This window comes from Sutcliffiella rhizosphaerae, assembly GCF_917563925.1.
Taxonomy (GTDB): domain Bacteria; phylum Bacillota; class Bacilli; order Bacillales; family Bacillaceae_I; genus Sutcliffiella_A; species Sutcliffiella_A rhizosphaerae.
Window position 1 is genome coordinate 53,435 of record NZ_CAKJTJ010000009.1, and the last position, 20,381, is coordinate 73,815.

Consider the following 20,381-nt stretch of genomic DNA (forward strand, 5'->3'; position numbering starts at 1 on the left):
AAGTGATCATTTATACTCAATTGAATTATCTCAATTAGTGCTGTAACCTAAGTTAGCTTTCTCTATTTTCTCGTACGCTTCTTCAATAAAATTCGGATTAAAATTGTAGTACCAATCATCTGGTATATGTAAGTCCATTAGCAATGATATAAATTCCTCTACTATATTTCCATCAAATTGTGTCCAGGAACATTTTCTTAATTCTTTAAATGCTTCCTTGTAGGTCATTTTTGAAACCTTATAATTTCTAACATCATATGTCATAGCATCAAAAGAATCACAGACTCTTATTATCCTACCTTGAATAGAAATGTCCTCCCCAACCAATCTACGGGGATAGCCAGTTCCGTCCCAGTTTTCATGATGATCCCTAATAAAACGGGCAGCACGCGTTTTTCCAAGCTCTTTTCGCACGATTATATTCCCAATATGACAATGACTTTCCACAATGGTTTTTTCAATTGTGTTCAAGCGGCCTGGCTTTAACAGTATCTTTTTCGAGATCCCCATCTTCCCAATATCATGTAAAAGCGCTGCTACCCTTAAGTCCTCGTCATAAATACCTATCTTTTTCGCTAGCATCGATGATAAATACATTACCCTCCAAGAGTGAGGCTTGAAAAGTCTTAATATTTCATTGTCTTGCGCAATATGCTCAAATAGAGATTCTGGTGTACGTATCATATAATTCCCCCTAAAATACGATATGTATATTATATCGTACAAAAGGAGTGTTTTTTTAGAAAATTCAAACAAATTTGTTTTGAAAAAGGGAATAAGGGCATGCATAGGAAATGTGATACATACATTTGTTGGAGATTATTAAAGTGCTTAATGGGCCGATTGATAGGGATTGGATAGAAGAATTTAGTGAAAGAAATAGGGATATTAACATAGAAGATACGCATTAAACCAATAAAAAACACAGATATACTCCTGCGTTTTTTATTGCTAATTAGTTGTAACGCTCATTTAGTTCAAGGAAGAGCTCTCTATCTTCCTCACCAAAACGATCCGTTTTTAATGTACTATTTTCCAACATCTCAATCGAAATTGCTTTTTTGCCATCTAATGAAATTTCATATAAACCATTTAAATCCTTATATATTACTTGAACTGATGTAATATTATAGCTTTCACCTAAACTATCTATTATTTCTTTTGTAAGTTTTGCCGGCATTTTCATACTTTCTTCAGGAGCAATCTTCTCTCGGTTCACAAAGCTTAATAGGTAAATTTTTTGATGAAGTGTGATACTCTCTGAATATTCACCGTTTGCTAAGATTGTACTAAACAAAAATGCTTGTGGTATCTCAATATTTTCATTATACGAGCTTCTTAGCGCCTCGTAATCACCTTGGAATTGGTTATACACATCATCTGACAGTCTTTCATCAAAAATTTTATTATTTAAAAGATCATAAGAGAATTCACTTCCTAACAGTGGAAGGGAAACATCATAAGATGAGTCTTTAAAATTGTAATGTGGTTTAGGAACACTTTCATTAAAGTCATAGACCTGCTCCACATAATTAGTGATTTTGGCTTTTGCTATATTGCTACCAAAAGGAATTCCATTAAATAAAGAGTAGATCGATAATATGATAGAACCAAAAATAAGAATTATAATTATCTTGAGAAGTCGCTTTTTCACCTCAAAACTCCTCCACTATAAATTCTTAAAGAAAAAACCATCAATTAACGCAAATCAAGCATTTCAGATAAATAACATGCTGCTAGAAAAATAGGGCATAGAACGACAATCAGAAAAATAATATTGATTTCCATTTTTCATTGTCCTTTCTTTTTAGATAGTTCCATTAGTTTTTGGACCGCATCTTCCTTATGAAATGAACTGTACCAACGAAAATCATCTTCATCTAAAATTCGATAGTGCTGACTGATTACATTTTGCTGCAGGCGGTATGTTTTCATTTTGTTAACTTGCTTCCACCAGACCTTCCCACCCATTGTTTTATCCTTTGGTCTATCAATGTTCTTATGCGCAATGGTTTCCATGACTTCTAATGGATCAGCCCCAAGAACAGATGACAATATCTCACTATCTCTAAAAAGGGCACAAGTTGCAACAGTCAGTGTCCAGCTAGCAGAAGTACGGCCCTTTTCAATTTGTACCAATGTTTTCTTGGAAATCCCGAGTATTTCTGCCATTTTATCCTGTGTGTAGTCATATTCAGTCCGAATAAGCTTTAGCTTCGTAGATATTATATTCACAACTTCTTCTTGATTCATGTATATTACTCCTTTTTACTATATGTGTAATTTTACACTTTTTATAAAGATATTACAACCAAAATAGGAAAATATAGCAAAAAAAGATATACCTTCTTTCGACGATGTACCCAATGTATTTATTCAAATTGTAGTGAAGATTCAAAACCAGTTAGGACATTTGTATAGATTCTTTCGCCACTCTCTGTTTCTCCTATTTTAAAAATCCCGTAACCATTTACCATAATAGTGTGTATTCCCTCAGTTTGCAATGTTAAAATCAACGCATATTCTTTTCCTATTTGCAGCCGATAATCGTGTTCAGAGGTAAAGCTTAAATAGGTGGTGTCTTGTTCTTCTTTGGATAATCTAGTTAGTTCCATTTTCTCCGCTCTTTGTTGATTAGTAGGATTAGCCATAAAATTTGTTATACTAATTTCTCCTCCATCTTGATAAATAGTCATAGTCCCACCCAATGTATTACCATAAATAGTTTCCATTATCTCCACTTCAATTGGGGTGAAAGGATCAAACGTATAAAAATCTTCTGTTGCTGGTAAAATTTCCGCCTCTCCTTTTGAAAGAATTTTCACTCCTACGATAGAGGTTTTTTCTTCTGTTAATAAGTTATGAGGAATTTTAGGACTAAACGCCCACTTGTATTGACTATGACTTTCAGATGTAATAATGATATTTTTAGGTGTTACTTTTGGTGTAGACATAAAACTTTTCCCACTTAAATTTGCAGCAAAATTTTGTACATTTTCTTCATCGTACATAACAATGTACAAAAAACTAAAACATGCGAAAAAGATGCCAAGTATTGCCATCGCAAGTTTCATATTAATTCTGCTTCTTTTATTTTGTTCTCGTTTAGACTCCTCTACTTCAATTTTTTTTGCAATTCTTTGGACGCTTTCTCTCTTCATTTTATAGTCTTTGGGGAAATCTCTTAATTCTTCATGAAGATTATTATTCATAGAGAGAACCTCCCATTTTTTTCTCAAGCGCTTTTAATGCTCTGTGATAGGTCAAATTCACTTTACTTTCACTCCAATTTAGGACTTGTGAAGTTTCAGTTACTGAAAGTTCTTTTATTCCTCTATAAATAAGAACGTCATAGTAGGTTTGTTTTAAAGTTTTCATCGTTGCATAGAGTTCCGCTTTCGTTTCGCTCAATCTTAATAATTCTTCTGGTGAACTATGTAAAAATTCCTTTGAAATCAAATTAAGTTGGTAGCGACTTTGTTTCTTTTCTTCTTTTTCTTCTTTTTCTTCGCTCATCAATTGCTACATTTCTAGCTATGGTATAAAGCCATGTTTTGGGTTGTGCGTTTCCTTTAAATTTATGTATGTTTCTAACTGCTCTAATAAATACTTCTTGAACTAGATCTTCCACATCTATTGAGCCAGTATAATAAATAAGAAAGTTAAAAATATCATCGTGATATTTTAAAAACCAATCAGGCACATCGTTGCCAGCTTCCATTGCTATTCCCCCATTAAACTCTTATATAAATTAGACGCAAGATTTCTTTGATAATTTCACTTTTTTAAGGTTGCTGCAAAAAACTTTGGTGTATAAGTTGCCTTTTTGGGAAGATGATTATTTCCCTTTGTAACTGGGGAGAAAATCACATAATCAAGGTTTTCGGTGATAAATCAAAGGTATTAGAGGAGAGTATATTAAATATAAAGTGTCCAATAAGTTCATGAACAGAAAAGCAGGGTGGGAAAACAATTGGTTTTCCTCACCCTGTTTTTTTGATATATTTTGTTGAAGGTTTGTAGCAAGGAATTTGTGCGATACTGAAACCTAGGAAGTTTTATTTTAAGCACGTAAATGTAAATTGTGTGACTGATTTTTAGAGAAATCTCTTTCTCAGCCACACATAGGGATAATGCGCAAAAAATTTTTGCATTTAGTTTCCTAGCTTTCCCATGAATTCTTGGAGAAACATAAGCAATTAATTTATATGTAACAACTCAATAAGTGTTATAATATCTTCTTCGTTACCTGGATCAACATAAATTAGCTCAGTATTTTCTATAATACTCTCTGTCAATTCTTTCATGTAGTTTTCATCTAAACCTTCCGGAACATTAGTCTCCCAGCGTAAAGGAACATTGTACACATTTATGGTGCCATCACCATTCCCGCTATAAGTTACCGAGCCATCTATCATTCGAGATCCAGATAATTGGATAACGTTCTCTGGATAGTTAGCACTAGTTTCATCATTAGGATTGATAGGTTCGCCAGCTGGAATGTACCGGGCATATAATTCATCTAAGTCTTGATTGACTCCAAGCTGTAACCAAACTCGAGCATATTCAATTTGTTCACTTGAAAACTCAGATAATATTCCTCTGTCTTCTTTATCGTCTACTGTTGTAGTCCTTTCTGAATCATTTTCACTTTCCGTACCCGTCTCTTTTTCCTCACTCGTTGAATCACTTGCATTTATTTCAGTTGTATCCTCTATATTTGAATTGTTTCCTGAAGCTTCAGTGGTAGTTTTTTCTGTTGTATTTTCCATACATCCTACTAACAATAATAGTATAAGATTTATACTAAAAATCCTTGCTATATTTATTCTTGTCATGTTCTTTTATGCTTCCTTTCTATTGTGTTTTTGAAAATTCTTCTATTATTTCACAAACTTCAATTCTTCCATTAACCAATAGCTCCGGGAGTTCATTTTTCAGGTTACCCTTCCAGTACTCCCTAGCCTGTGCCATTTTTCGAGAAAACGATATTCCATCTTCCTTTGGTAAAAGGTTTCCGTCTCCTTCAAAATAATTTCCTTGTACTTTTAATTTTACAATCTGTAATACATTGCGATAGTGAGCTTCAAAAATTTCTTTCCATTTTAATACGTCTTCATAGCTTTTAGCTGCATAAATGCAGGACAATCGGGAAGGATGCTCTGGGAATTCTTCCAGCCTAACCATTTCAACTAGTACTTCTCTTATCGCCCTGATGGTTTGACCTACATACTTTAAAGAGACTTCTGTATTTTCTTTATTTAGCATTAAATCATCGTTTGTGCAGTTGTTGTGTAAAATTTGAATAAAATCTTCCCCGTTAGAATTTACATGCTCCTTCTCAAAAAAGAATTTATATAAGGTGTTTTTTTGATTTTTATCAAAATGGATAACTTGTCCAAGACTCATTCTTTTCCTTGTCACAAGGTGATATACATAAAATTCATTCTCTGTCATTTTTAGTCCCCCCATTATTATAAAGCTCCTGATACAAAGGGCCAACTGACAAGGAAGAAAAGTAAAACCATAAGTGCAATCCTGTAGCTATCCAAATAAACAAACTCACTACTAAAAGGAAATGGGCTAATGGTGGAATAACTTCTCTCACAAAAACAGCTAAAATGATGAAAACATATCCAATATTTTGTCACTATTTTTAATATCATATATTTTTTCACCTATCTAATTAAAAAATGAAGAAGCTTGCCACAAGCCGGCAAGCTTCATTGAAAATACATTTTTATAAATGTCTAAAACCAATGATTTGTTTTGTTACCGTAAGGGTTATGGTTATGGTTATGTTTTAGAAGATCATCTTTGACTGTTCCGATTCCATCATTTACATTTTTGTCGCTCATCCTTTTATAACGGTCCGATACTTTGTCAAAAAGATAACAAAATGCTAATAAAAATAGAATAAATAGTAAGAGGTAAATTCCATACATAAAATTCCCCGCTTTATGTATAGTATTCTACATACTCACCAAGGTTTCCTGTTAAAACCACAAAATGTAAAATTTTTATAATTCTAGGGAAAACAGCTTTACCTCTTCGGAATCCTGAGAAAGCTTAATCATTCTTTCAAATGTCAAACCTATTTTTTCTAAAAGTTTACCAGAACTCAAATTATCAGGGGAGGTTATTGCTACGAGACGCTTAAGACCATGTACTTCTTTTCCATAGAGCTTCACTGCATCGGCAGCTTCATAGGCATATCCTTTTGACCAAAAGGCAGGAAGGAAAGCATACCCAATATCAACATCTTCCAATCCATCCCTTTTAATAAGTCCACATAATCCAATCGGAGTTCCGTTCTCTTTTAACTCTGTTACAAAAAGACCGAAACCTATTTGTTTATACATAGCCATAGGACCTTCTTCAATATACTTTCGTGCATCATCAAGTGTTTTTATCCCCTTATCGCCGATGAACTGTATCCAGGACGGTTCATTCAGCAGCTTAAGAATAAATTCTGCATCATTTGTTGTTAACCTTCGTATAATTAAACGCTCAGTCTCAAGAACTTTCAATGTATGCATCCTTCTTTCTAAATATTAGTTGGAATGAAATTCTTTCTTCTATAAGTACTAAGTAATATTCCTATAAATATAGCATTTAACAAGATTGGAAGGAATCCATAACTTAAAAAAGGTAATGGAACAGACATTAGAGGCAGCACTCCTATAACCATTCCTAAGTTATAGAAAAGTTGATAGGCAAATAGGGTTGTACTTCCAACGATAAGAAGTCGCCCAAATTCAGATTTAATTTCCTTCAATATTTTTAAAGCTTTTATTATCAAAAATAGTAATGCTCCCAATATTATTAGAGATATGATGTAACCTGTCCCGTATACTATCGTTAAGGCCGCAAAGTCAGTATGAGGAAGCATGGTATCCTCTGAAAGACCCTTAGGGTACCAAGAAGCTTCCATTAATATTTTTCTTGCAATTGAAATTGCGTAATTGTCACCTTCAAGCATCGCAAGTATTCTGTGCCGATGATATATAGAATTTGGAAGAGCAACGAATGGAAGGGAAAAAAGAGCTATAAAAGTAAATATTGTTTTAAACATTTTACGGTAGAGAAGCATTCCAGCTATCATCACAATAAATGCACCGAACATCGCAACGTTAAAAAGAGATATTATTAAGGCAAAAGAGAACATTAGTGAAATGACGAGGAATAACCATTCCCTTGTTCTAAGCGGCTTAGCCAAGAAGCCTGCAACTGCTATTAATAATAATGGAATAGCCAGGTTTGAGTTTAAATTAGTACTTAATAAGAACGGTCTATCAATAAACCAAATGAAGTCGCTGAATCGCTCATTAAATTGCGTCAAGAACAAAAGATAAACAACCGTCATTATTAGGAATGCTGCCCTATATTTCAACCATGATTCATAGTTTAAAAACATCATGATACCTGCAATAAATAAACCTATTAAAACATAAGTGATTTTATTGCTCCAAGATAAATGGTAGCCCGACCCTTCGAGAAGATACAGTAATATAAACCCTGCGAGCAATAGGAAAACAAATACACCAATAATACTCCAATCAATCATTGGTCTATAAAGGTGATTAAATTTCTTTCCTATTGTGGTCGGATTACCCATTTCTTTTATTGCTTTGCTTTCCGCATTTGACGTGCTAAATCCTTTGAGCGCATATTCTTTCGTTTTGATTTGAAGATGGAAGCTTAATTCTTTTTCTACAAGAGCTTTTGCCTCTTTTGATTTAATCCATTGCGTAACAGAAAAGAGAAACTGGGATTTGTTCATCTATTGCTGCCTCCACTCCACAATTCCTGAAGCTTTTCACTCAAACTTTTTCTTGTTTCCCCTTCTAACTCTTCAAGCAATTTATGTCCTTTTCTTGCCAGCTTATATCGTTTTTCTGATTCCACCCAGTAACTTTCTAGAACATGTTGCTGTTCTAAGTCATGCAAGGAAGTAAAAAGCATTCCCTCTAAATCTTCAAAAGCCGTAATTCCTCGAGCCCTTAATCCTTTGATAACTTCTGCTCCAGATTTTTCTGTTCGCAGAAGCTGCAATATCGCTAATCTGTAATCGTTTTTGATACTTTTGCGAATGGCATCCATTTGCTTTTTTTCGAAAATTAGTTCTTTCATTACCGTGTTTTCCATTGATTTTCGCAGACGTTTTAATTTATCTTCCATCATCAATCTCCTCTAATACTTTTTTTAGGAGTTGCTTAGCCTTTCGTAATCTTGTTTTTATTGTGTTAATGTTAACTTTAAGAATAACCTCTAACTCTTTTAATGAATGATTCTCAAAATAATATAAATAGAGAACTTCACGGTAGTTGACAGGCAATTGTAGGACCGCCCGGGATAGCATTTCATCTTCCTCTTTATGTATAACTACCGTTTCTACACTCTCATTACTAGTTCTACTATTCTCCCAATGATTGTTACTCACCATAACATTACGATAATGCCAGCTTTTCAAGTAATCTTTGCAATGATTTATAGCAATACGCCAAATCCATGTTTTCACAGAAGATGCCCCTTTATATGTATGTAAAGCTCGAAAACATTTAATAAAAATTTCCTGTGTTAAGTCCTGTGCCACTTCATTATTTTTCACATATGAAAATGCCAAAAACAAAATATCTTGACCGTACTTTTCCATTAAGTAATCCATCACTTCTTCTGAGTCATTACAATCTATTTTTTCTAACAATAAATCCAACAGCTTCACCTCTTTTACTACCAATTAGACGATACATAAGCGTAAGAAGTTTTTAACATTCAAATAAAAAAAGCCCAGGACAATGATCCGGACTTAACTTATATCAACTCTTTCTTTCAGCCATAAATGAGGAAAAATGGTTTCCACTTGATCCCCCACACCATGGTTAAAGCTATAGAGCCTCTCGCGGCAGAATAATATCCACCACTGCACCACCATTTTTAGCGTTCCCAATTTGGATTTCGCCATTATGAATGGTTTCCACAATTCGTTTGCAAACCATTAATCCAAGACCATTGCCACTTTTTTTCGTTGTCAGAAAAGGCTGTCCTAGTCGTTTGCGAATTTGGTTGGAAAAGCCGATACCATCATCCTTAAAACGAATCAGGAGTTGGTCATCTTCCATGGATTTAACACTAATTATGAGCTTTCCGTTCTGTCCCATTGCTTCCACACTATTTTTCACAAGATTAATAAATACTTGCTTCAGTTGGTTACCATCGCAATAGATAGGCATAGTCTCTTGGAAATCGTATATAATTTCCACATTTTTGGTGATTGCAAAACTGGACAATAATACGCCAATTTCACTTATCAAATCGCACAGATTATGCCAATCTTTCTCTTGGATAGTAGGTCTTGAAAGTACGAGAAATTCGTTGGTAATCTGATCAATTCTATTAATTTCATTGAGCATGATTTCTGGAAATGTGCCACTCTCACCAGCTCTCAGTTGGATGAATCCCTTTAAAGTGGTAAGGGGATTTTTTATTTCATGTGCAACTCCTGCAGCAAGCTGTCCAACGATTGTTAGTTTTTCGGCATTTTGAATATATGCTTCTGTTTTAATATATTCTGTTATGTCATGCAGTTGTATGATTGTCCCTTCCTGGAAAGGAAAGAAATCAACTAGACATGTTAGAGTATCTGTTTCATTTTGAAATACTATTTTGAAATCCTGGACGGATTTCCCTTCTATGTATGAAGTATATACTTGACTTAATTGGCTTATTTCTTTAATGGAGGTACACGTTTGACACTGTAACACACCTAAAAAGCTCTCAGCCTTTGGGTTAATTTTCACGATGGTCCCATTGCTATCAATTACGATATAGCCTGTTGTGGACTGTTCTAGCATCATATGGTTTAACTCATCCAAGTACCTGTTTTTCTCAAGGAGGTCCATTTCTCTTTGGATAGAATCGACGACCGTTACTAAAGAAGCCATGATTAATGGATTTGCCACATGTATGAACGTCATTAAGGAAATCGTGCCAATCACTTTATTTTGGTGAAACAGTGGCGCACTATAGCAGGCAGTTTCTTTGAGGAAATCATGAAAATGCCCCTCCCCAATTATTTGAACAGGCATAGCAAGATTAATTGCTGCCGCAATGGAGTTGATTCCAGCTTGCTCTTCTGCAAAGCATACACCTTTTGATAGACCTAGTTGATTCACTACCGTATCCTCTATGCTTGGATCACCCAAGTATTCGATAATGTTTGCCTTATCATCGGTTATCCCAACAAGTAAGGGTATGCCTTGACAATTTTCCAAAAATTTATTCATAAACAATCGTGTGATGTCCAATATTTTTTTGTAATCCATTTGAATTTTGCCTAAGTCCTCTTGCGCTATACTCACAAAGGAGGGAAGAACATTTGGATCTAATCTATTTTTAAGACACCTCTCACGTGCCTCCAATAAATAGCTGTCTAACATGACAATCATCCTTTTAGACTATTATTTTCCCAATCTTTAAAGTATACAATAAGGTCCATGGCTTGTACAAAAAACATTAGGTAAGCTTTGCCCTGAATTAAGTTATTCAACAAAAATCAGTAATACCCTTCTTTACCACAATAATCCTTTAATTAGGAAAAATCCTTCCAAGTAAAATCCACACTTAGTATACCTATAGATGCTTCACTAGTTTCGTACTTTTGGGCTGAAGCAGTTTGGGGACTTTTAAAGCAAACTAAATTTTGATAATAACCAAATGCCTGACAAATGGAAGGACGGATCGAATGAATGCCACATCGATCGTTTCGTTCATCAAAAAAAATGCATGTTCCAAAAAAACGTTTTTGGTTCCTTAACTCCAACCGTTTTTTAACAGGCATTTTTTTTATTGCTTTTTGAATTTTCAAAAGCTCCTTTTGTGTAATAGGTACAGGCCCACAACACATTCCCTTACAGCCCTTGCAAGGCAAGTTTTCCATATAGTAACTCTCCTTTACAGCATCCAGACACAACAAAAAAGCCTTTAGAATAGCTCAAAGAATGGCTCTTTAAGCAGTCTAAAGACTTAGGTTGCGTACGGAAAGTATAATTAAATTATACCATTATTTTGGATAGATGAACAGTATATTCACATGCTTTCTCTTTCCTTAATTGCAGCTTTCATTCTAAGCAGCGCTTCTGTTAATACTTCCCGTGGTGTAGCAATATTGATTCGTTCAAAACCATAGCCACCACTTCCAAATTTCGTGCCTTCATCTAGTCTGACTCTTGCTTTTTCTAAGAAGAAGGTATGCAGTTCTTCAGGTGGAATTCCAAGATTCCGACAATCCAGCCAGATTAAATGAGTCGCTTCAGGTTGGACTACTTTAATGGATGGTATATGCTCTTCCAAATAAGAACAAACATATCGTAGGTTACTTTCTAAGTATCCTTTCACTTCTTGAAGCCACGGTAAGCCTTTGTAGTAAGCAGCTATTGTCCCCTCTACAGCAAAGGCATTGGGCCGCATAAGTCCGTAACCAATTAAAAGCTCCTCATATTTTTCTTTTATTTCCTTATTAGGAATGATGAAAATAGAGCTTTGCATACCTGCAATATTAAAGGTTTTACTTGGCGCCGCACATGTCACCGAGATGGAAAGATGTTTTGGCTGAACTTTCGCAAACGGAATATGTTTATGGCCATTGTAGGTTAAATCTCCATGCATTTCATCAGAGATGACTAATACTCCATGCCTCTCACATATGTCTCCAATTTGGCGCAATTCTTCCGAGGTCCATACTCTCCCAACAGGATTATGAGGACTGCATAATATGAACATTTTCGTATTTGGTTGGGAAGCTTTTTGCTCGAAATCTTCAAAATTCATTCGGTATGTGCCGTTCTCATAAAGAAGTGAATTCGTTAATATCTTACAGCCCTGTGTTTCTATTGTGGAGAAAAACGGGTAGTAGACGGGATCCTGAACAATGACAGCATCCCCTGGTTTCGTTAAAGCTTTCAGTAGCAAGTTCATCCCTGGAATAATCCCTGGGCTGAATGAAATCCAATCCTTCTTTAATTCCCAGTCGTACTGTGTTTTCCACCAATACTCCACTGCATCATAGTATCTAGCACAAAACGTACTGTAGCCATATATACCATGGGTAGCTTTTTGACTGATAGCATGTACGATTTCCTCTGACACTTGAAAATCCATGTCGGCTATACATAATGGAAGGATATCTTGATCCTCGATGAACCATTTGACAGAGTGGGTTTTTCTACGATCAATATATTGTTCAAGCTGCATGCAATTCTCTCCTCCAGATTAATACGCTTTTGCCCAATAGACCAGATGCTCCGCTTCTTTTCCACAGCAAACGCAGGTTTGTGCCACCTGTTCCTGTTCAAAAGGCATACATCTGGATGTGGCACTAGTTTCTTCCTTAATTTTATCTTCACAAGCCTGGTTTCCACACCACATCGCCTTAATGAAACCAGCTTTTTCTACTATTTGCACTTTGAAATCTTCAAATGTTGTAGCAGTACTTGTTTTAGTTTCGCGGTGTGTGCGTGCTTTTTCCAATAGGTTTTGTTGAATGTCAGCTAGCACCTCATGAATTTTCACTTCTAATCCTTCTATTGGTGTAACTAGTTTTTCCCCGGTATCACGGCGCACAAGTACGACCTGTTGTTGTTCAATATCACGTGGTCCTGCCTCCAAACGAAGAGGAATTCCTTTCATTTCGTATTCATTGAACTTCCAACCAGGCTTTTTGTCACTGGCATCAATGCCGACTCGAAGTGATTGGGAAAGACGTTCTTTTAACGCATAGGTAAAGTCTAACACACCTTCTTTATGCTGTGCGATTGGTACAATCATTACTTGCGTTGGCGCAATTTTAGGTGGGACAACTAGCCCTCTATCATCACCATGGACCATAATCATTGCACCAATAATTCGAGTCGTGAAGCCCCATGAAGTTTGCTGAACATACTGTTGTTTTCCTTCACGGTCTAAAAATTGGATGCCAAACGCCTTTGCAAAACCGTCACCAAGATGATGCGAAGTAGCGGACTGAAGCGCTTTTCCGTCATGCATCAAGCTTTCAATCGTGTAGGTGTGTTTGGCACCAGCAAATTTTTCCTTCTCTGTTTTCTGTCCTTTAATGACTGGGATTGCCAAGTAGTTTTCGCAAATTTCTGCGTACACATTAAGCATTTTCACTGTTTCATCTTGTGCATCTTCGTCAGTCTCATGACAGGTGTGCCCCTCTTGCCACAAGAACTCAAGGGTTCTTAGGAACGGTCTCGTCGTTTTTTCCCAACGTACAACATTAGCCCATTGGTTATAAAGCTTTGGAAGATCGCGGTAAGAATGGATGATATTTTTATAATGTTCTCCGAATAACACTTCAGAAGTTGGACGCACGACTAGTCTTTCTTGAAGTTTTTCATCTCCTCCATGCGTCACCCATGCTACCTCTGGGGCAAAGCCTTCAATATGATCTTTCTCTTTTTGGAGCAGACTCTCAGGAATAAAAAGTGGCATATACACATTTTCGTGACCTGTCTTTTTAATTTTTTGATCAAGCTCATTTTTAATATTTTCCCAAAGTGCGTATCCGTATGGTCTGATGATCATGCTTCCTCTAACACTGGAGTAGTCGACGAGCTCTGCTTTGGTGACAACATCTGTGTACCATTGTGCAAAATCCTCATCCATGCTTGTGATTTTTTCAACGAATTTTTTTGACATTGTGGGTGACACCTCTTCCTTTTTTGCTGTGTTGGGATATCCTTTTCAACGCATCATACCTGTTTTTGGTACAACGAGAGTACTTTGTAAATTTGGGCTTTTATTGCTTGATAAGTGCCCGGCTTTTCTACTTTTTCGTTTTTCGGGCACTTATTCGCTTGATAAGTGCCCGGCTTTTCTACTTTTTCGTTTTTCGGGCACTTATTCGCTTGATGTGTGCCCGGCTTTTCTACTTTTTCGTTTTTTGGGCACTTATTCGCTTGATGTGTGCCCGGCTTTTCTACTTTTTCGTTTTTCGGGCACTTATTCGCTTGATGTGTGCCCGGCTTTTCTACTTTTTCGTTTTTTGGGCACTTATTCGCTTGATGTGTGCCCGGCTCACCTTAATTTTAGTTTTTCGGGCATTTAAAACGATTGATGAAAGCCCTGAATTTTAGGATAAACAAAAAAAGCCCCGCTTTTCATAAGGGACCATTCCTGGCGGTACCACCCTTATTCAAAGCAAGGCTTTACTCTCATTGTTTGGTAACGGTATTAGACCGCTGCACCTTATTCGGATGCAGAACTATGGAGGTAGGTTCAAATGCTCTACTATAGGCTCCTTCCACCAAGTGGCGCCCTCTCTTGAATAGTCGAACTCATTTTACTATTCCTCTTCACTGTTTTGATATTAGAAAAAATTATAGCGGAGTTGTGCAAATATTGTCAATCTATTATTTAAAGTATTGGCAATATTGTCCGAATTAAACATAGATGCTAGTTACTTCCCAATCTTACGTAGCTTTGTTTCGTCATCTATTATTACCGCTTGATACATCGCTCCAGATTTCGATTCAAAGATAACACCCTGAATGGTCTCTTCTTGTTCTTCAAAAGAAACCATCTCATCCTTAGTTAAATCAGTAGCATCAAAGATCACTTTTCCTTCTAGCTTTAACTCCCCAGAAGTGACCACTTCTGCTAATTCAATTTCATGGTCTAACATTCTCTCTTCAATCCAACCTGCAGCCAAAGGCTCTAATGTAGCCTCATCTAGTTTCAATGTTTCATTGTATGTAAGAATCATGGAGTAGTGTGCGTAGTGAACTGTTCCATCCTCATTATCATCCATAATAACTGATAGGTTTGTAATTTGAAGTGTGGGTTCTGAGGCTTTCGTTTCTACCATACATCCAGCTAAAAGGATGAATGAAAGGAGAACACACATGAACCTAACCATATTACTCCGCCTCCACTCTTTTCATATTATCTATATCTTACCATAGATGCGAAGGAGGAGGCATGGGTCTAGAACGCTAAAAAATCTTCTAAATTCTGGGGATTTTTGGTTTAAGAAAGAATTACTCAGAACCCAATAAAATTCAAAGGGTTATTTCCCATTTAGGTGGACCATTGGTGAGCATATTCCTTTCCCTTGCAACGTTTTTTTCTCAGTACTATGTCGCGCACGAAACATTAATTAATTTGCTGACAGGTGTTTTTCTCTATAATTTAATTCTATTTTTAAGTACAATTATTCCGTTTCGCTATCCAAAATGGTGGCATCCAGTCGGCGGTATGCCTTCAGATGGATATCGTGTGTATTTGGCATTGAAAAAACAGCTGTAAAAAACAGCAAAAAGGAAGCAGGGGAAAGGTTCCCCCGCTTCCTATTGGCATTTGTCCATTTCTTTTTGTTTGCGTTGCTCTGTGACCATAACGTCGATGTGACGGTAGAGGTTGACAAATTCTCCTGGGAGGAGACCACCGTATTCTCCGTCTAAGTTAAGCTGCATCTTTTCATTGGTGTGCACTTTGACTCGGTTGGCTTTTGTGTAGATGACAGAAGGGTCCTTTATATGTTCTCCACGTAGGGCCATTGTTGCAATTCGGATGAAGTCCGCGATGTTTGCTTTTTTTAGAATAATCATATCAAACATGCCATCGTTTAAGCAGGAATCTGGAGCAAGCTTTTCAAACCCACCTACTGAATTGGTGAGAGATACGAGGAAAAGCATGATCTCTCCTTCGAATACCTTCCCATCGTATTCAATCGTAACATTGGTAGGACGAATGGAAGGTAGCATTTCTATTCCTTTTAAGTAATATGCAAGCTGTCCGAGCACCGTCTTCAGTTTACTTGGGACCTCATAGGATAGCTCGGTAATCTTTCCGCCACCTGCGATGTTCACAAAATACTGGTCATTTGCTCTCCCAATATCAACCGGCATTGGTACACCTTCCGTAATTACATCCACACAAGCTAAAATATCGTCACGAGGCAAGCCTAATGCCCTTGCAAAGTCATTGGTCGTTCCAACTGGAATGATGCCTAACACAGGACGGTAGTCTTGCTCTCCTAATCCGTTCACCACTTCGTTGATTGTGCCATCCCCGCCTGCCGCTATCACAAGGTCATATTTTCGCTCCACTGCCACTCGAGCAGCTTCCGTTGCATCACCATGACATGTAGTCGCATGGCAGGAAGTTTCATAGCCTGCTTTTTCTAATCTAACCAACACTTCTGGTAAGTGTTTTTTGAATAGTTCTCTCCCAGAGGTTGGATTATATATTACCCTTGCTCGTTTCATTCCCATCATCCTAAACTTGTATTTAACTAATCCCGCTTTTATATATACTCTTCGTTACCTATCCTTATTTTCGTTCCGCTTTCCCCAGGGGTTAGCGCCTATAATGGCAAGCGTTTTCAACAGAAAGACCGAACTCATTTTTAGTATTTCTACATCTATGTCTCTAAATTTTGTAAAATGACTGTTTTCTCACTACTGATAACATATTAGCCTATTCCCTGCAGAATATGCAATTAAAACGAAAATTTCGATAGTTGCTAGTATCGACAGAAAAATCTAAATCAAATTGCCTGCTTAAAAGAAAACCCCTGTCAGCGTTAAAATCTGTCAGGGGCTCTTACTATGCCATATTATTCTTCTTCTGTTTTTTTCTCTTCGCTCTTTTTGAATGCAATCTCATTGGTAAGGCTGTCGATGCTGTTACGCACGTTGCCTTTTCCAGAGAAGTTTTCAATTAGTTCTTTTACATCAATACCAGATGATGCCTTTAAGGATTCTTGAAGAGTAGACATTAGATTAGTTGCATAGCCTGTAACTTTGTTCGCTCCGCTGTTTTCACCGTTACTGCCAGTGTCCACAACTGTAATCTTATCGATGTTTCCAAGTGGAGCAGCAACTTGCTTCGCATATTCAGGAAGCATTTTGATAATCATGTCTAGGATCGCCGCTTGACCGAATTGTTCGAATGCTTCCGCAATCTTTTCTTTCGCTTCTGCTTCTGCAAGACCTTTCAGACGGATAACCTCTGCTTCAGATTCCCCTTGTGCTCTTTGCGCGTCTGCTATCGCAACACCATCCATACGTACTTTTTCCGCTTCAGCTTTCGCCATTGCTTCAATTCGGTATTTGTTGGCATCTGCTTCAGCAATTTGCTTCGCTTTATCAGCTGCTGCGGCCTGCTCAACAGAGTAGCGGTCCGCATCTGCTTTCTTTTTCACTTCAGAATCGTATTGACGCTCACGACGAAGGATCTCTTTTTCTTCAAGCTCAATTTGCTTTTGACGCTCAATGATTTGGATTTGCATTTGCTGTTCTGTTACTTCCTGCTTCGCGCGCGCTTCCTCTAAGTGGTACGCTTGGTCAGCACGTGCTTTTGCAATATCTTGTTCACGGCGATATTCCGCAACCTTCATTTGATTTGTTTTTTCTGCTTCTGCGATTTCAGTCGCACGCTCAAGCTCAGCACGTTGAGCATCTTTAGCCGCTTCCGCACGCTTAATGCGCGTTTCTTTATCTGCTTCTGCAGTTGCAATATCAGCATCACGCTTAACTTGCGCAATACGTGGTTTACCAAGGGATTCTAAGTATCCATTGCTATCGCGAATGTCACGAATAGTGAAGGATACGATGATAAGTCCCATTTTCGCTAAATCCTGAGAAGCAACACGTTGCACCTCTTGTGAGAATTTTTCACGATTTTTATAAATTTCTTCCACTGTCATAGATCCTAAAATGGAACGAAGGTGACCTTCTAGTACTTCACGTGCTTCGTTTTCTAGGTCTTCTTTAATTTTGCCTAAAAATTGCTCGGCAGCTGTAGCGATGTCGCCGATGGAGTTTCCGATTTTAATAATCGCTGTACCATCAGCCATAACTGGTACACCTTGCTCTGTATATACTTCTGGAGTTCTAACATCTAGTTTAATAGATAGTAAGCTTAGTGGCTCGGATTGTTGGAATACCGGTACGATGAAAGCACCGCCACCTCTTACAATTTTAATTTTATTCCCTGATTCGTCAGTATGAACATTTTTTCCACCAAGGTAGCTACCAGTGATAATTAACGCCTCGTCAGGACCAACTGTTTTGTAGCGAGCGACAAAAACAACAATCAAAGCAAAGATTAGTGCGACGACGGCACCGATGATAATAAGCACTTCTAAACCTATACCTAATTCCATCTGTTTTTCCCCCTTATTGGTTATAGTTTTCTAGTACTTTTTCATATGGAGTGACCGAAACCACCCCGGTTTGGACTTCGATAATCAGGACCTCTGTATCATATGCAATAGCTTCATTTTCAAAGCTCTGAGCTGATCTGGAAACGGTGCTCCCACCAATGCTTAGCACCACTTCTCCAAATCCATCTTTCGTAATCGAGATGATTACCTTAGCAAGCTTTCCTTTTAAATCATCATCTGAATATCCGAGTGATGAATCTGCAGATCTAATTGGTACAAAAACAAAAATGTGAAGCAGTATGACTAATAACAGGGCTGCTATTGTAGTAATGACTAATACTAACCACCCTGAGATTGGGGAGAATTTCTCCAATAAATAACCTGTAGCACCAAACACAGTAAAGAATGAAAAAATAAGAGCTGGATCAACAGGTGTTGCATCAAATATCCCATCCACTACATCTGCGAGCAGAATATAAATTAGCGTTAAGCCACCAAAGATAATGAGACACCAAAAGTACAGAGTCATCATATCCATCCCAAACATTGTCATAGGCCATCGTTTCCTTTCCTAGAGATATGAATCCTGATTTCTTACCAATTTTCCTTCCGCTATTATATACGGGTCAATACTCCTAAAGGTTTCAAAAAAGATTTCTATTTATCTATCTTTTTCTACAAAAGCCCTTTTATAAAAGGGATAATAGTAAAATAATAGTAGAATTGATTACTGATGAAAAATGTGGGTCAAAAGTGAAAGTGCTTTTGGTTGTGGACATTAATGATGGATTTCCTCTTCTTTCGTGTTGCAAAGGCACTGTTTGTGGACACTAATGGTGGATTTCCTCTTCTTTCGTGTTGCAAAGGCCTTGTTTGTGGACACTAATGGTGGGTTTCCTCTTCTTTCGTGTTGCAAAGGCCTTGTTTGTGGACACTAATGACGGATTTCCTCTTCTTTCGTGTTGCAAAGGCACTGTTTGTGGACACTAATGATGGATTCCCTCTTCTTTCGTGTTGCAAAGGCCTTGTTTGTGGACACTAATGACGGATTCCCTCTTCTTTCGTGTTGCAAAGGCACTCGGTGTGGACACTAATGATGGATTTCCTCTTCTTTCGTGTTGCAAAGGCCCTGTTTGTGGACACTAACGATGGATTTCCTCTTCTTTCGTGTTGCAAAGGCGCTCGGTGTGGACACTAACGATAGGTTTCCCCTTCTTTCATGTTGCAAAGAGTAGACAGGCACTTATATATACTTTGGCTAGCGAAAAAACCGAAAACATGTGTTGATATAGCACTCACCTTCTTCATTTTATACTAAATAAAGGGGCAGTACATTGAAAACTTTTAAAAAATTGGTAATATACGGGATTAGTTTGAGTCTGTTTACTGGTTGTGAAAATCTTTTTGTAGAGAAAGAAGTGTTGATTGCTGAGAAGCATCCTATGAAGAGTAGCTTTTCTGACATTTTTACTGAAATACCGAATGATTTTATGGTGGAATTGGATGAGAATGTGGATAGTGAGAATGAGGAACCTCCTGGAACCGAAGAACCTGAAGCACTCCCAGTCGTATCTAATCCTGAGGCAATGGATGTGATGGTTAACAAGTTTTGGTCACTTCCGGAGGGTTACCGGCCTGGGGATTTAGTGAAACCTAATGTTCCTTTTTCATTTGGTAATGAAAATAGTGATCGCTCTAAGCTCCGGGCTGAAGCTGCGGAGTCATTGGAAGTAATGTTTCAGGCTGCAAGAGGTGATGGCATTGAGCTTTATGCACGGTCGGGCTTCCGCTCGTTTGAAACACAATCGACCATTTTTCAAAATGAGATTGCCACTTCTGGCTATGATCGGGCTGTTTTATATGTAGCACTTCCAGGGACAAGCGAACATCAAACAGGCTTAGCAATGGATATTACGGCTAAAAGTGTTGGATTGGAGCTTGTGGAAGAGATTGAAAACACTGCAGAAGGAAAATGGCTTGCTGAAAATGCGCACCATTACGGGTTTATTTTACGCTATCCGAAAGGGAAAACCGATATTACTGGTTATGCTTTTGAGCCTTGGCATTTCCGATATGTTGGGATTGATATGGCAACTGAGATTTTTACAAAAGACATCACGTTAGAGGAACACATGGGGGATGTTCGCGGGTTTTAAGGGAGCTTGAATCTAGTATAAATATAATGAGCTCCGCCTGCTTAAGCGGAGCT

Annotated in this window: 23 protein-coding genes, 1 pseudogene and 1 other annotated feature; of the genes and pseudogenes, 3 read left to right on the forward strand and 21 right to left on the reverse strand. The window is 37.4% G+C overall.

Going from position 1 to position 20,381, the window contains the following annotated elements; all coding sequences use genetic code 11:
* Positions 1-30 precede the first annotated feature (30 nt).
* From LRP81_RS10390 to LRP81_RS23350, 6 genes are all read right to left on the reverse strand, one after another.
* Entirely contained in the window at positions 31-684 is a 654-nt protein-coding gene (locus LRP81_RS10390; RefSeq protein WP_230501208.1) for an HD-GYP domain-containing protein, read from the reverse strand.
* 271 nt (positions 685-955) lie between these two features.
* The gene (locus LRP81_RS10395; RefSeq protein WP_230501209.1) at positions 956-1,654 is read right to left on the reverse strand and encodes a YfjL-like protein; all 699 of its coding nucleotides are present in this window, start codon (positions 1,652-1,654) and stop codon (positions 956-958) included.
* A 137-nt stretch (positions 1,655-1,791) separates the two neighbouring features.
* Complete coding sequence (locus tag LRP81_RS10400; protein ID WP_230501210.1) at positions 1,792-2,253, reverse strand: helix-turn-helix transcriptional regulator; 462 nt, start codon at positions 2,251-2,253, stop codon at positions 1,792-1,794.
* Between the two features lie 119 nt (positions 2,254-2,372).
* A complete protein-coding gene (locus LRP81_RS10405; RefSeq protein WP_230501211.1) occupies positions 2,373-3,212 on the reverse strand; it encodes a hypothetical protein in 840 nt (279 codons plus the stop codon).
* Positions 3,205-3,516, reverse strand: coding sequence for an RNA polymerase sigma factor (locus LRP81_RS23345; RefSeq protein WP_317987061.1), 312 nt, complete (start codon positions 3,514-3,516; stop codon positions 3,205-3,207). The genes LRP81_RS10405 and LRP81_RS23345 overlap by 8 nt, the downstream gene beginning before the upstream one ends.
* The gene (locus LRP81_RS23350; protein ID WP_317987062.1) at positions 3,461-3,721 is read right to left on the reverse strand and encodes an RNA polymerase sigma factor; all 261 of its coding nucleotides are present in this window, start codon (positions 3,719-3,721) and stop codon (positions 3,461-3,463) included. Before LRP81_RS23350 ends, LRP81_RS23345 begins: the two co-directional genes overlap by 56 nt.
* A gap of 122 nt (positions 3,722-3,843) precedes the next feature.
* Here LRP81_RS23350 and LRP81_RS10415 point away from each other — a divergent pair.
* Positions 3,844-3,948, forward strand: a pseudogene (locus tag LRP81_RS10415) (winged helix-turn-helix transcriptional regulator); the annotation flags it as partial.
* Positions 3,949-4,199: 251 nt separating this feature from the next.
* Here the strand turns inward: LRP81_RS10415 and LRP81_RS10420 are convergent.
* From LRP81_RS10420 to LRP81_RS10475, 12 genes are all read right to left on the reverse strand, one after another.
* Complete coding sequence (locus LRP81_RS10420) at positions 4,200-4,838, reverse strand: hypothetical protein (protein ID WP_230501212.1); 639 nt, start codon at positions 4,836-4,838, stop codon at positions 4,200-4,202.
* A 19-nt stretch (positions 4,839-4,857) separates the two neighbouring features.
* Entirely contained in the window at positions 4,858-5,457 is a 600-nt protein-coding gene (locus LRP81_RS10425; RefSeq protein ID WP_230501213.1) for a DUF2441 domain-containing protein, read from the reverse strand.
* A 293-nt stretch (positions 5,458-5,750) separates the two neighbouring features.
* The gene (locus LRP81_RS10430; protein WP_230501214.1) at positions 5,751-5,945 is read right to left on the reverse strand and encodes a hypothetical protein; all 195 of its coding nucleotides are present in this window, start codon (positions 5,943-5,945) and stop codon (positions 5,751-5,753) included.
* Positions 5,946-6,020: 75 nt separating this feature from the next.
* Complete coding sequence (locus LRP81_RS10435) at positions 6,021-6,530, reverse strand: GNAT family N-acetyltransferase (RefSeq protein WP_230501267.1); 510 nt, start codon at positions 6,528-6,530, stop codon at positions 6,021-6,023.
* 17 nt (positions 6,531-6,547) lie between these two features.
* Entirely contained in the window at positions 6,548-7,783 is a 1,236-nt protein-coding gene (locus LRP81_RS10440) for an FtsW/RodA/SpoVE family cell cycle protein (protein WP_230501215.1), read from the reverse strand.
* On the reverse strand, positions 7,780-8,181 hold the full coding sequence (locus tag LRP81_RS10445; protein WP_230501216.1) for a helix-turn-helix transcriptional regulator: 402 nt from the start codon (positions 8,179-8,181) through the stop codon (positions 7,780-7,782). The genes LRP81_RS10440 and LRP81_RS10445 overlap by 4 nt, the downstream gene beginning before the upstream one ends.
* Complete coding sequence (locus tag LRP81_RS10450; protein WP_230501268.1) at positions 8,171-8,719, reverse strand: sigma-70 family RNA polymerase sigma factor; 549 nt, start codon at positions 8,717-8,719, stop codon at positions 8,171-8,173. The genes LRP81_RS10445 and LRP81_RS10450 overlap by 11 nt, the downstream gene beginning before the upstream one ends.
* A gap of 169 nt (positions 8,720-8,888) precedes the next feature.
* Complete coding sequence (locus tag LRP81_RS10455) at positions 8,889-10,286, reverse strand: ATP-binding protein (protein WP_230501217.1); 1,398 nt, start codon at positions 10,284-10,286, stop codon at positions 8,889-8,891.
* 305 nt (positions 10,287-10,591) lie between these two features.
* Positions 10,592-10,939 (reverse strand): YkgJ family cysteine cluster protein, encoded by a 348-nt coding sequence (locus LRP81_RS10460; protein ID WP_230501218.1) that lies wholly within the window; start codon positions 10,937-10,939, stop codon positions 10,592-10,594.
* A 149-nt stretch (positions 10,940-11,088) separates the two neighbouring features.
* Entirely contained in the window at positions 11,089-12,252 is a 1,164-nt protein-coding gene (locus tag LRP81_RS10465) for a MalY/PatB family protein (RefSeq protein ID WP_230501219.1), read from the reverse strand.
* Between the two features lie 18 nt (positions 12,253-12,270).
* Positions 12,271-13,701 (reverse strand): proline--tRNA ligase, encoded by a 1,431-nt coding sequence (gene proS, locus LRP81_RS10470; protein WP_230501220.1) that lies wholly within the window; start codon positions 13,699-13,701, stop codon positions 12,271-12,273.
* Between the two features lie 463 nt (positions 13,702-14,164).
* Positions 14,165-14,370: a binding site (T-box leader), on the reverse strand.
* Positions 14,371-14,461: 91 nt separating this feature from the next.
* Positions 14,462-14,920 (reverse strand): hypothetical protein, encoded by a 459-nt coding sequence (locus tag LRP81_RS10475; protein WP_230501221.1) that lies wholly within the window; start codon positions 14,918-14,920, stop codon positions 14,462-14,464.
* Between the two features lie 176 nt (positions 14,921-15,096).
* On the opposite strand from LRP81_RS10475, the gene LRP81_RS10480 reads away from it, so the two are divergent.
* Positions 15,097-15,309 (forward strand): hypothetical protein, encoded by a 213-nt coding sequence (locus LRP81_RS10480; RefSeq protein WP_230501222.1) that lies wholly within the window; start codon positions 15,097-15,099, stop codon positions 15,307-15,309.
* A 41-nt stretch (positions 15,310-15,350) separates the two neighbouring features.
* Here LRP81_RS10480 and LRP81_RS10485 read toward each other — a convergent pair whose 3' ends face one another.
* The 3 genes from LRP81_RS10485 to LRP81_RS10495 all read right to left on the reverse strand — a co-directional run bounded on the left by LRP81_RS10485 (position 15,351) and on the right by LRP81_RS10495 (position 18,701).
* Complete coding sequence (locus tag LRP81_RS10485; RefSeq protein ID WP_230501223.1) at positions 15,351-16,271, reverse strand: diacylglycerol kinase; 921 nt, start codon at positions 16,269-16,271, stop codon at positions 15,351-15,353.
* Positions 16,272-16,621: 350 nt separating this feature from the next.
* A complete protein-coding gene (locus tag LRP81_RS10490) occupies positions 16,622-18,172 on the reverse strand; it encodes a flotillin family protein (protein WP_399207496.1) in 1,551 nt (516 codons plus the stop codon).
* A gap of 13 nt (positions 18,173-18,185) precedes the next feature.
* A complete protein-coding gene (locus tag LRP81_RS10495; protein WP_230501224.1) occupies positions 18,186-18,701 on the reverse strand; it encodes a hypothetical protein in 516 nt (171 codons plus the stop codon).
* 805 nt (positions 18,702-19,506) lie between these two features.
* Here LRP81_RS10495 and LRP81_RS10500 point away from each other — a divergent pair.
* Complete coding sequence (locus LRP81_RS10500; RefSeq protein ID WP_230501225.1) at positions 19,507-20,328, forward strand: M15 family metallopeptidase; 822 nt, start codon at positions 19,507-19,509, stop codon at positions 20,326-20,328.
* The last annotated feature ends 53 nt before the right edge of the window (positions 20,329-20,381 follow it).

Excerpts from the sequence above, each read along its gene's own strand:
- LRP81_RS10390 (WP_230501208.1), bottom strand. The coding sequence starts at position 684 with ATGATACGTACACCAGAATCTCTATTTGAGCATATTGCGCAAGACAAT.
- LRP81_RS10400 (WP_230501210.1), bottom strand. The coding sequence starts at position 2,253 with ATGAATCAAGAAGAAGTTGTGAATATAATATCTACGAAGCTAAAGCTT.
- LRP81_RS10405 (WP_230501211.1), bottom strand. The coding sequence starts at position 3,212 with ATGAATAATAATCTTCATGAAGAATTAAGAGATTTCCCCAAAGACTAT.
- LRP81_RS23345 (WP_317987061.1), bottom strand. The coding sequence starts at position 3,516 with ATGAGCGAAGAAAAAGAAGAAAAAGAAGAAAAGAAACAAAGTCGCTAC.
- LRP81_RS23350 (WP_317987062.1), bottom strand. The coding sequence starts at position 3,721 with ATGGAAGCTGGCAACGATGTGCCTGATTGGTTTTTAAAATATCACGAT.
- LRP81_RS10420 (WP_230501212.1), bottom strand. The coding sequence starts at position 4,838 with ATGACAAGAATAAATATAGCAAGGATTTTTAGTATAAATCTTATACTA.
- LRP81_RS10425 (WP_230501213.1), bottom strand. The coding sequence starts at position 5,457 with ATGACAGAGAATGAATTTTATGTATATCACCTTGTGACAAGGAAAAGA.
- LRP81_RS10430 (WP_230501214.1), bottom strand. The coding sequence starts at position 5,945 with ATGTATGGAATTTACCTCTTACTATTTATTCTATTTTTATTAGCATTT.
- LRP81_RS10440 (WP_230501215.1), bottom strand. The coding sequence starts at position 7,783 with ATGAACAAATCCCAGTTTCTCTTTTCTGTTACGCAATGGATTAAATCA.
- LRP81_RS10445 (WP_230501216.1), bottom strand. The coding sequence starts at position 8,181 with ATGGAAGATAAATTAAAACGTCTGCGAAAATCAATGGAAAACACGGTA.
- LRP81_RS10455 (WP_230501217.1), bottom strand. The coding sequence starts at position 10,286 with ATGAATAAATTTTTGGAAAATTGTCAAGGCATACCCTTACTTGTTGGG.
- LRP81_RS10460 (WP_230501218.1), bottom strand. The coding sequence starts at position 10,939 with ATGGAAAACTTGCCTTGCAAGGGCTGTAAGGGAATGTGTTGTGGGCCT.
- LRP81_RS10465 (WP_230501219.1), bottom strand. The coding sequence starts at position 12,252 with ATGCAGCTTGAACAATATATTGATCGTAGAAAAACCCACTCTGTCAAA.
- proS (WP_230501220.1), bottom strand. The coding sequence starts at position 13,701 with ATGTCAAAAAAATTCGTTGAAAAAATCACAAGCATGGATGAGGATTTT.
- LRP81_RS10475 (WP_230501221.1), bottom strand. The coding sequence starts at position 14,920 with ATGGTTAGGTTCATGTGTGTTCTCCTTTCATTCATCCTTTTAGCTGGA.
- LRP81_RS10485 (WP_230501223.1), bottom strand. The coding sequence starts at position 16,271 with ATGAAACGAGCAAGGGTAATATATAATCCAACCTCTGGGAGAGAACTA.
- LRP81_RS10490 (WP_399207496.1), bottom strand. The coding sequence starts at position 18,172 with ATGGAATTAGGTATAGGTTTAGAAGTGCTTATTATCATCGGTGCCGTC.
- LRP81_RS10495 (WP_230501224.1), bottom strand. The coding sequence starts at position 18,701 with ATGACTCTGTACTTTTGGTGTCTCATTATCTTTGGTGGCTTAACGCTA.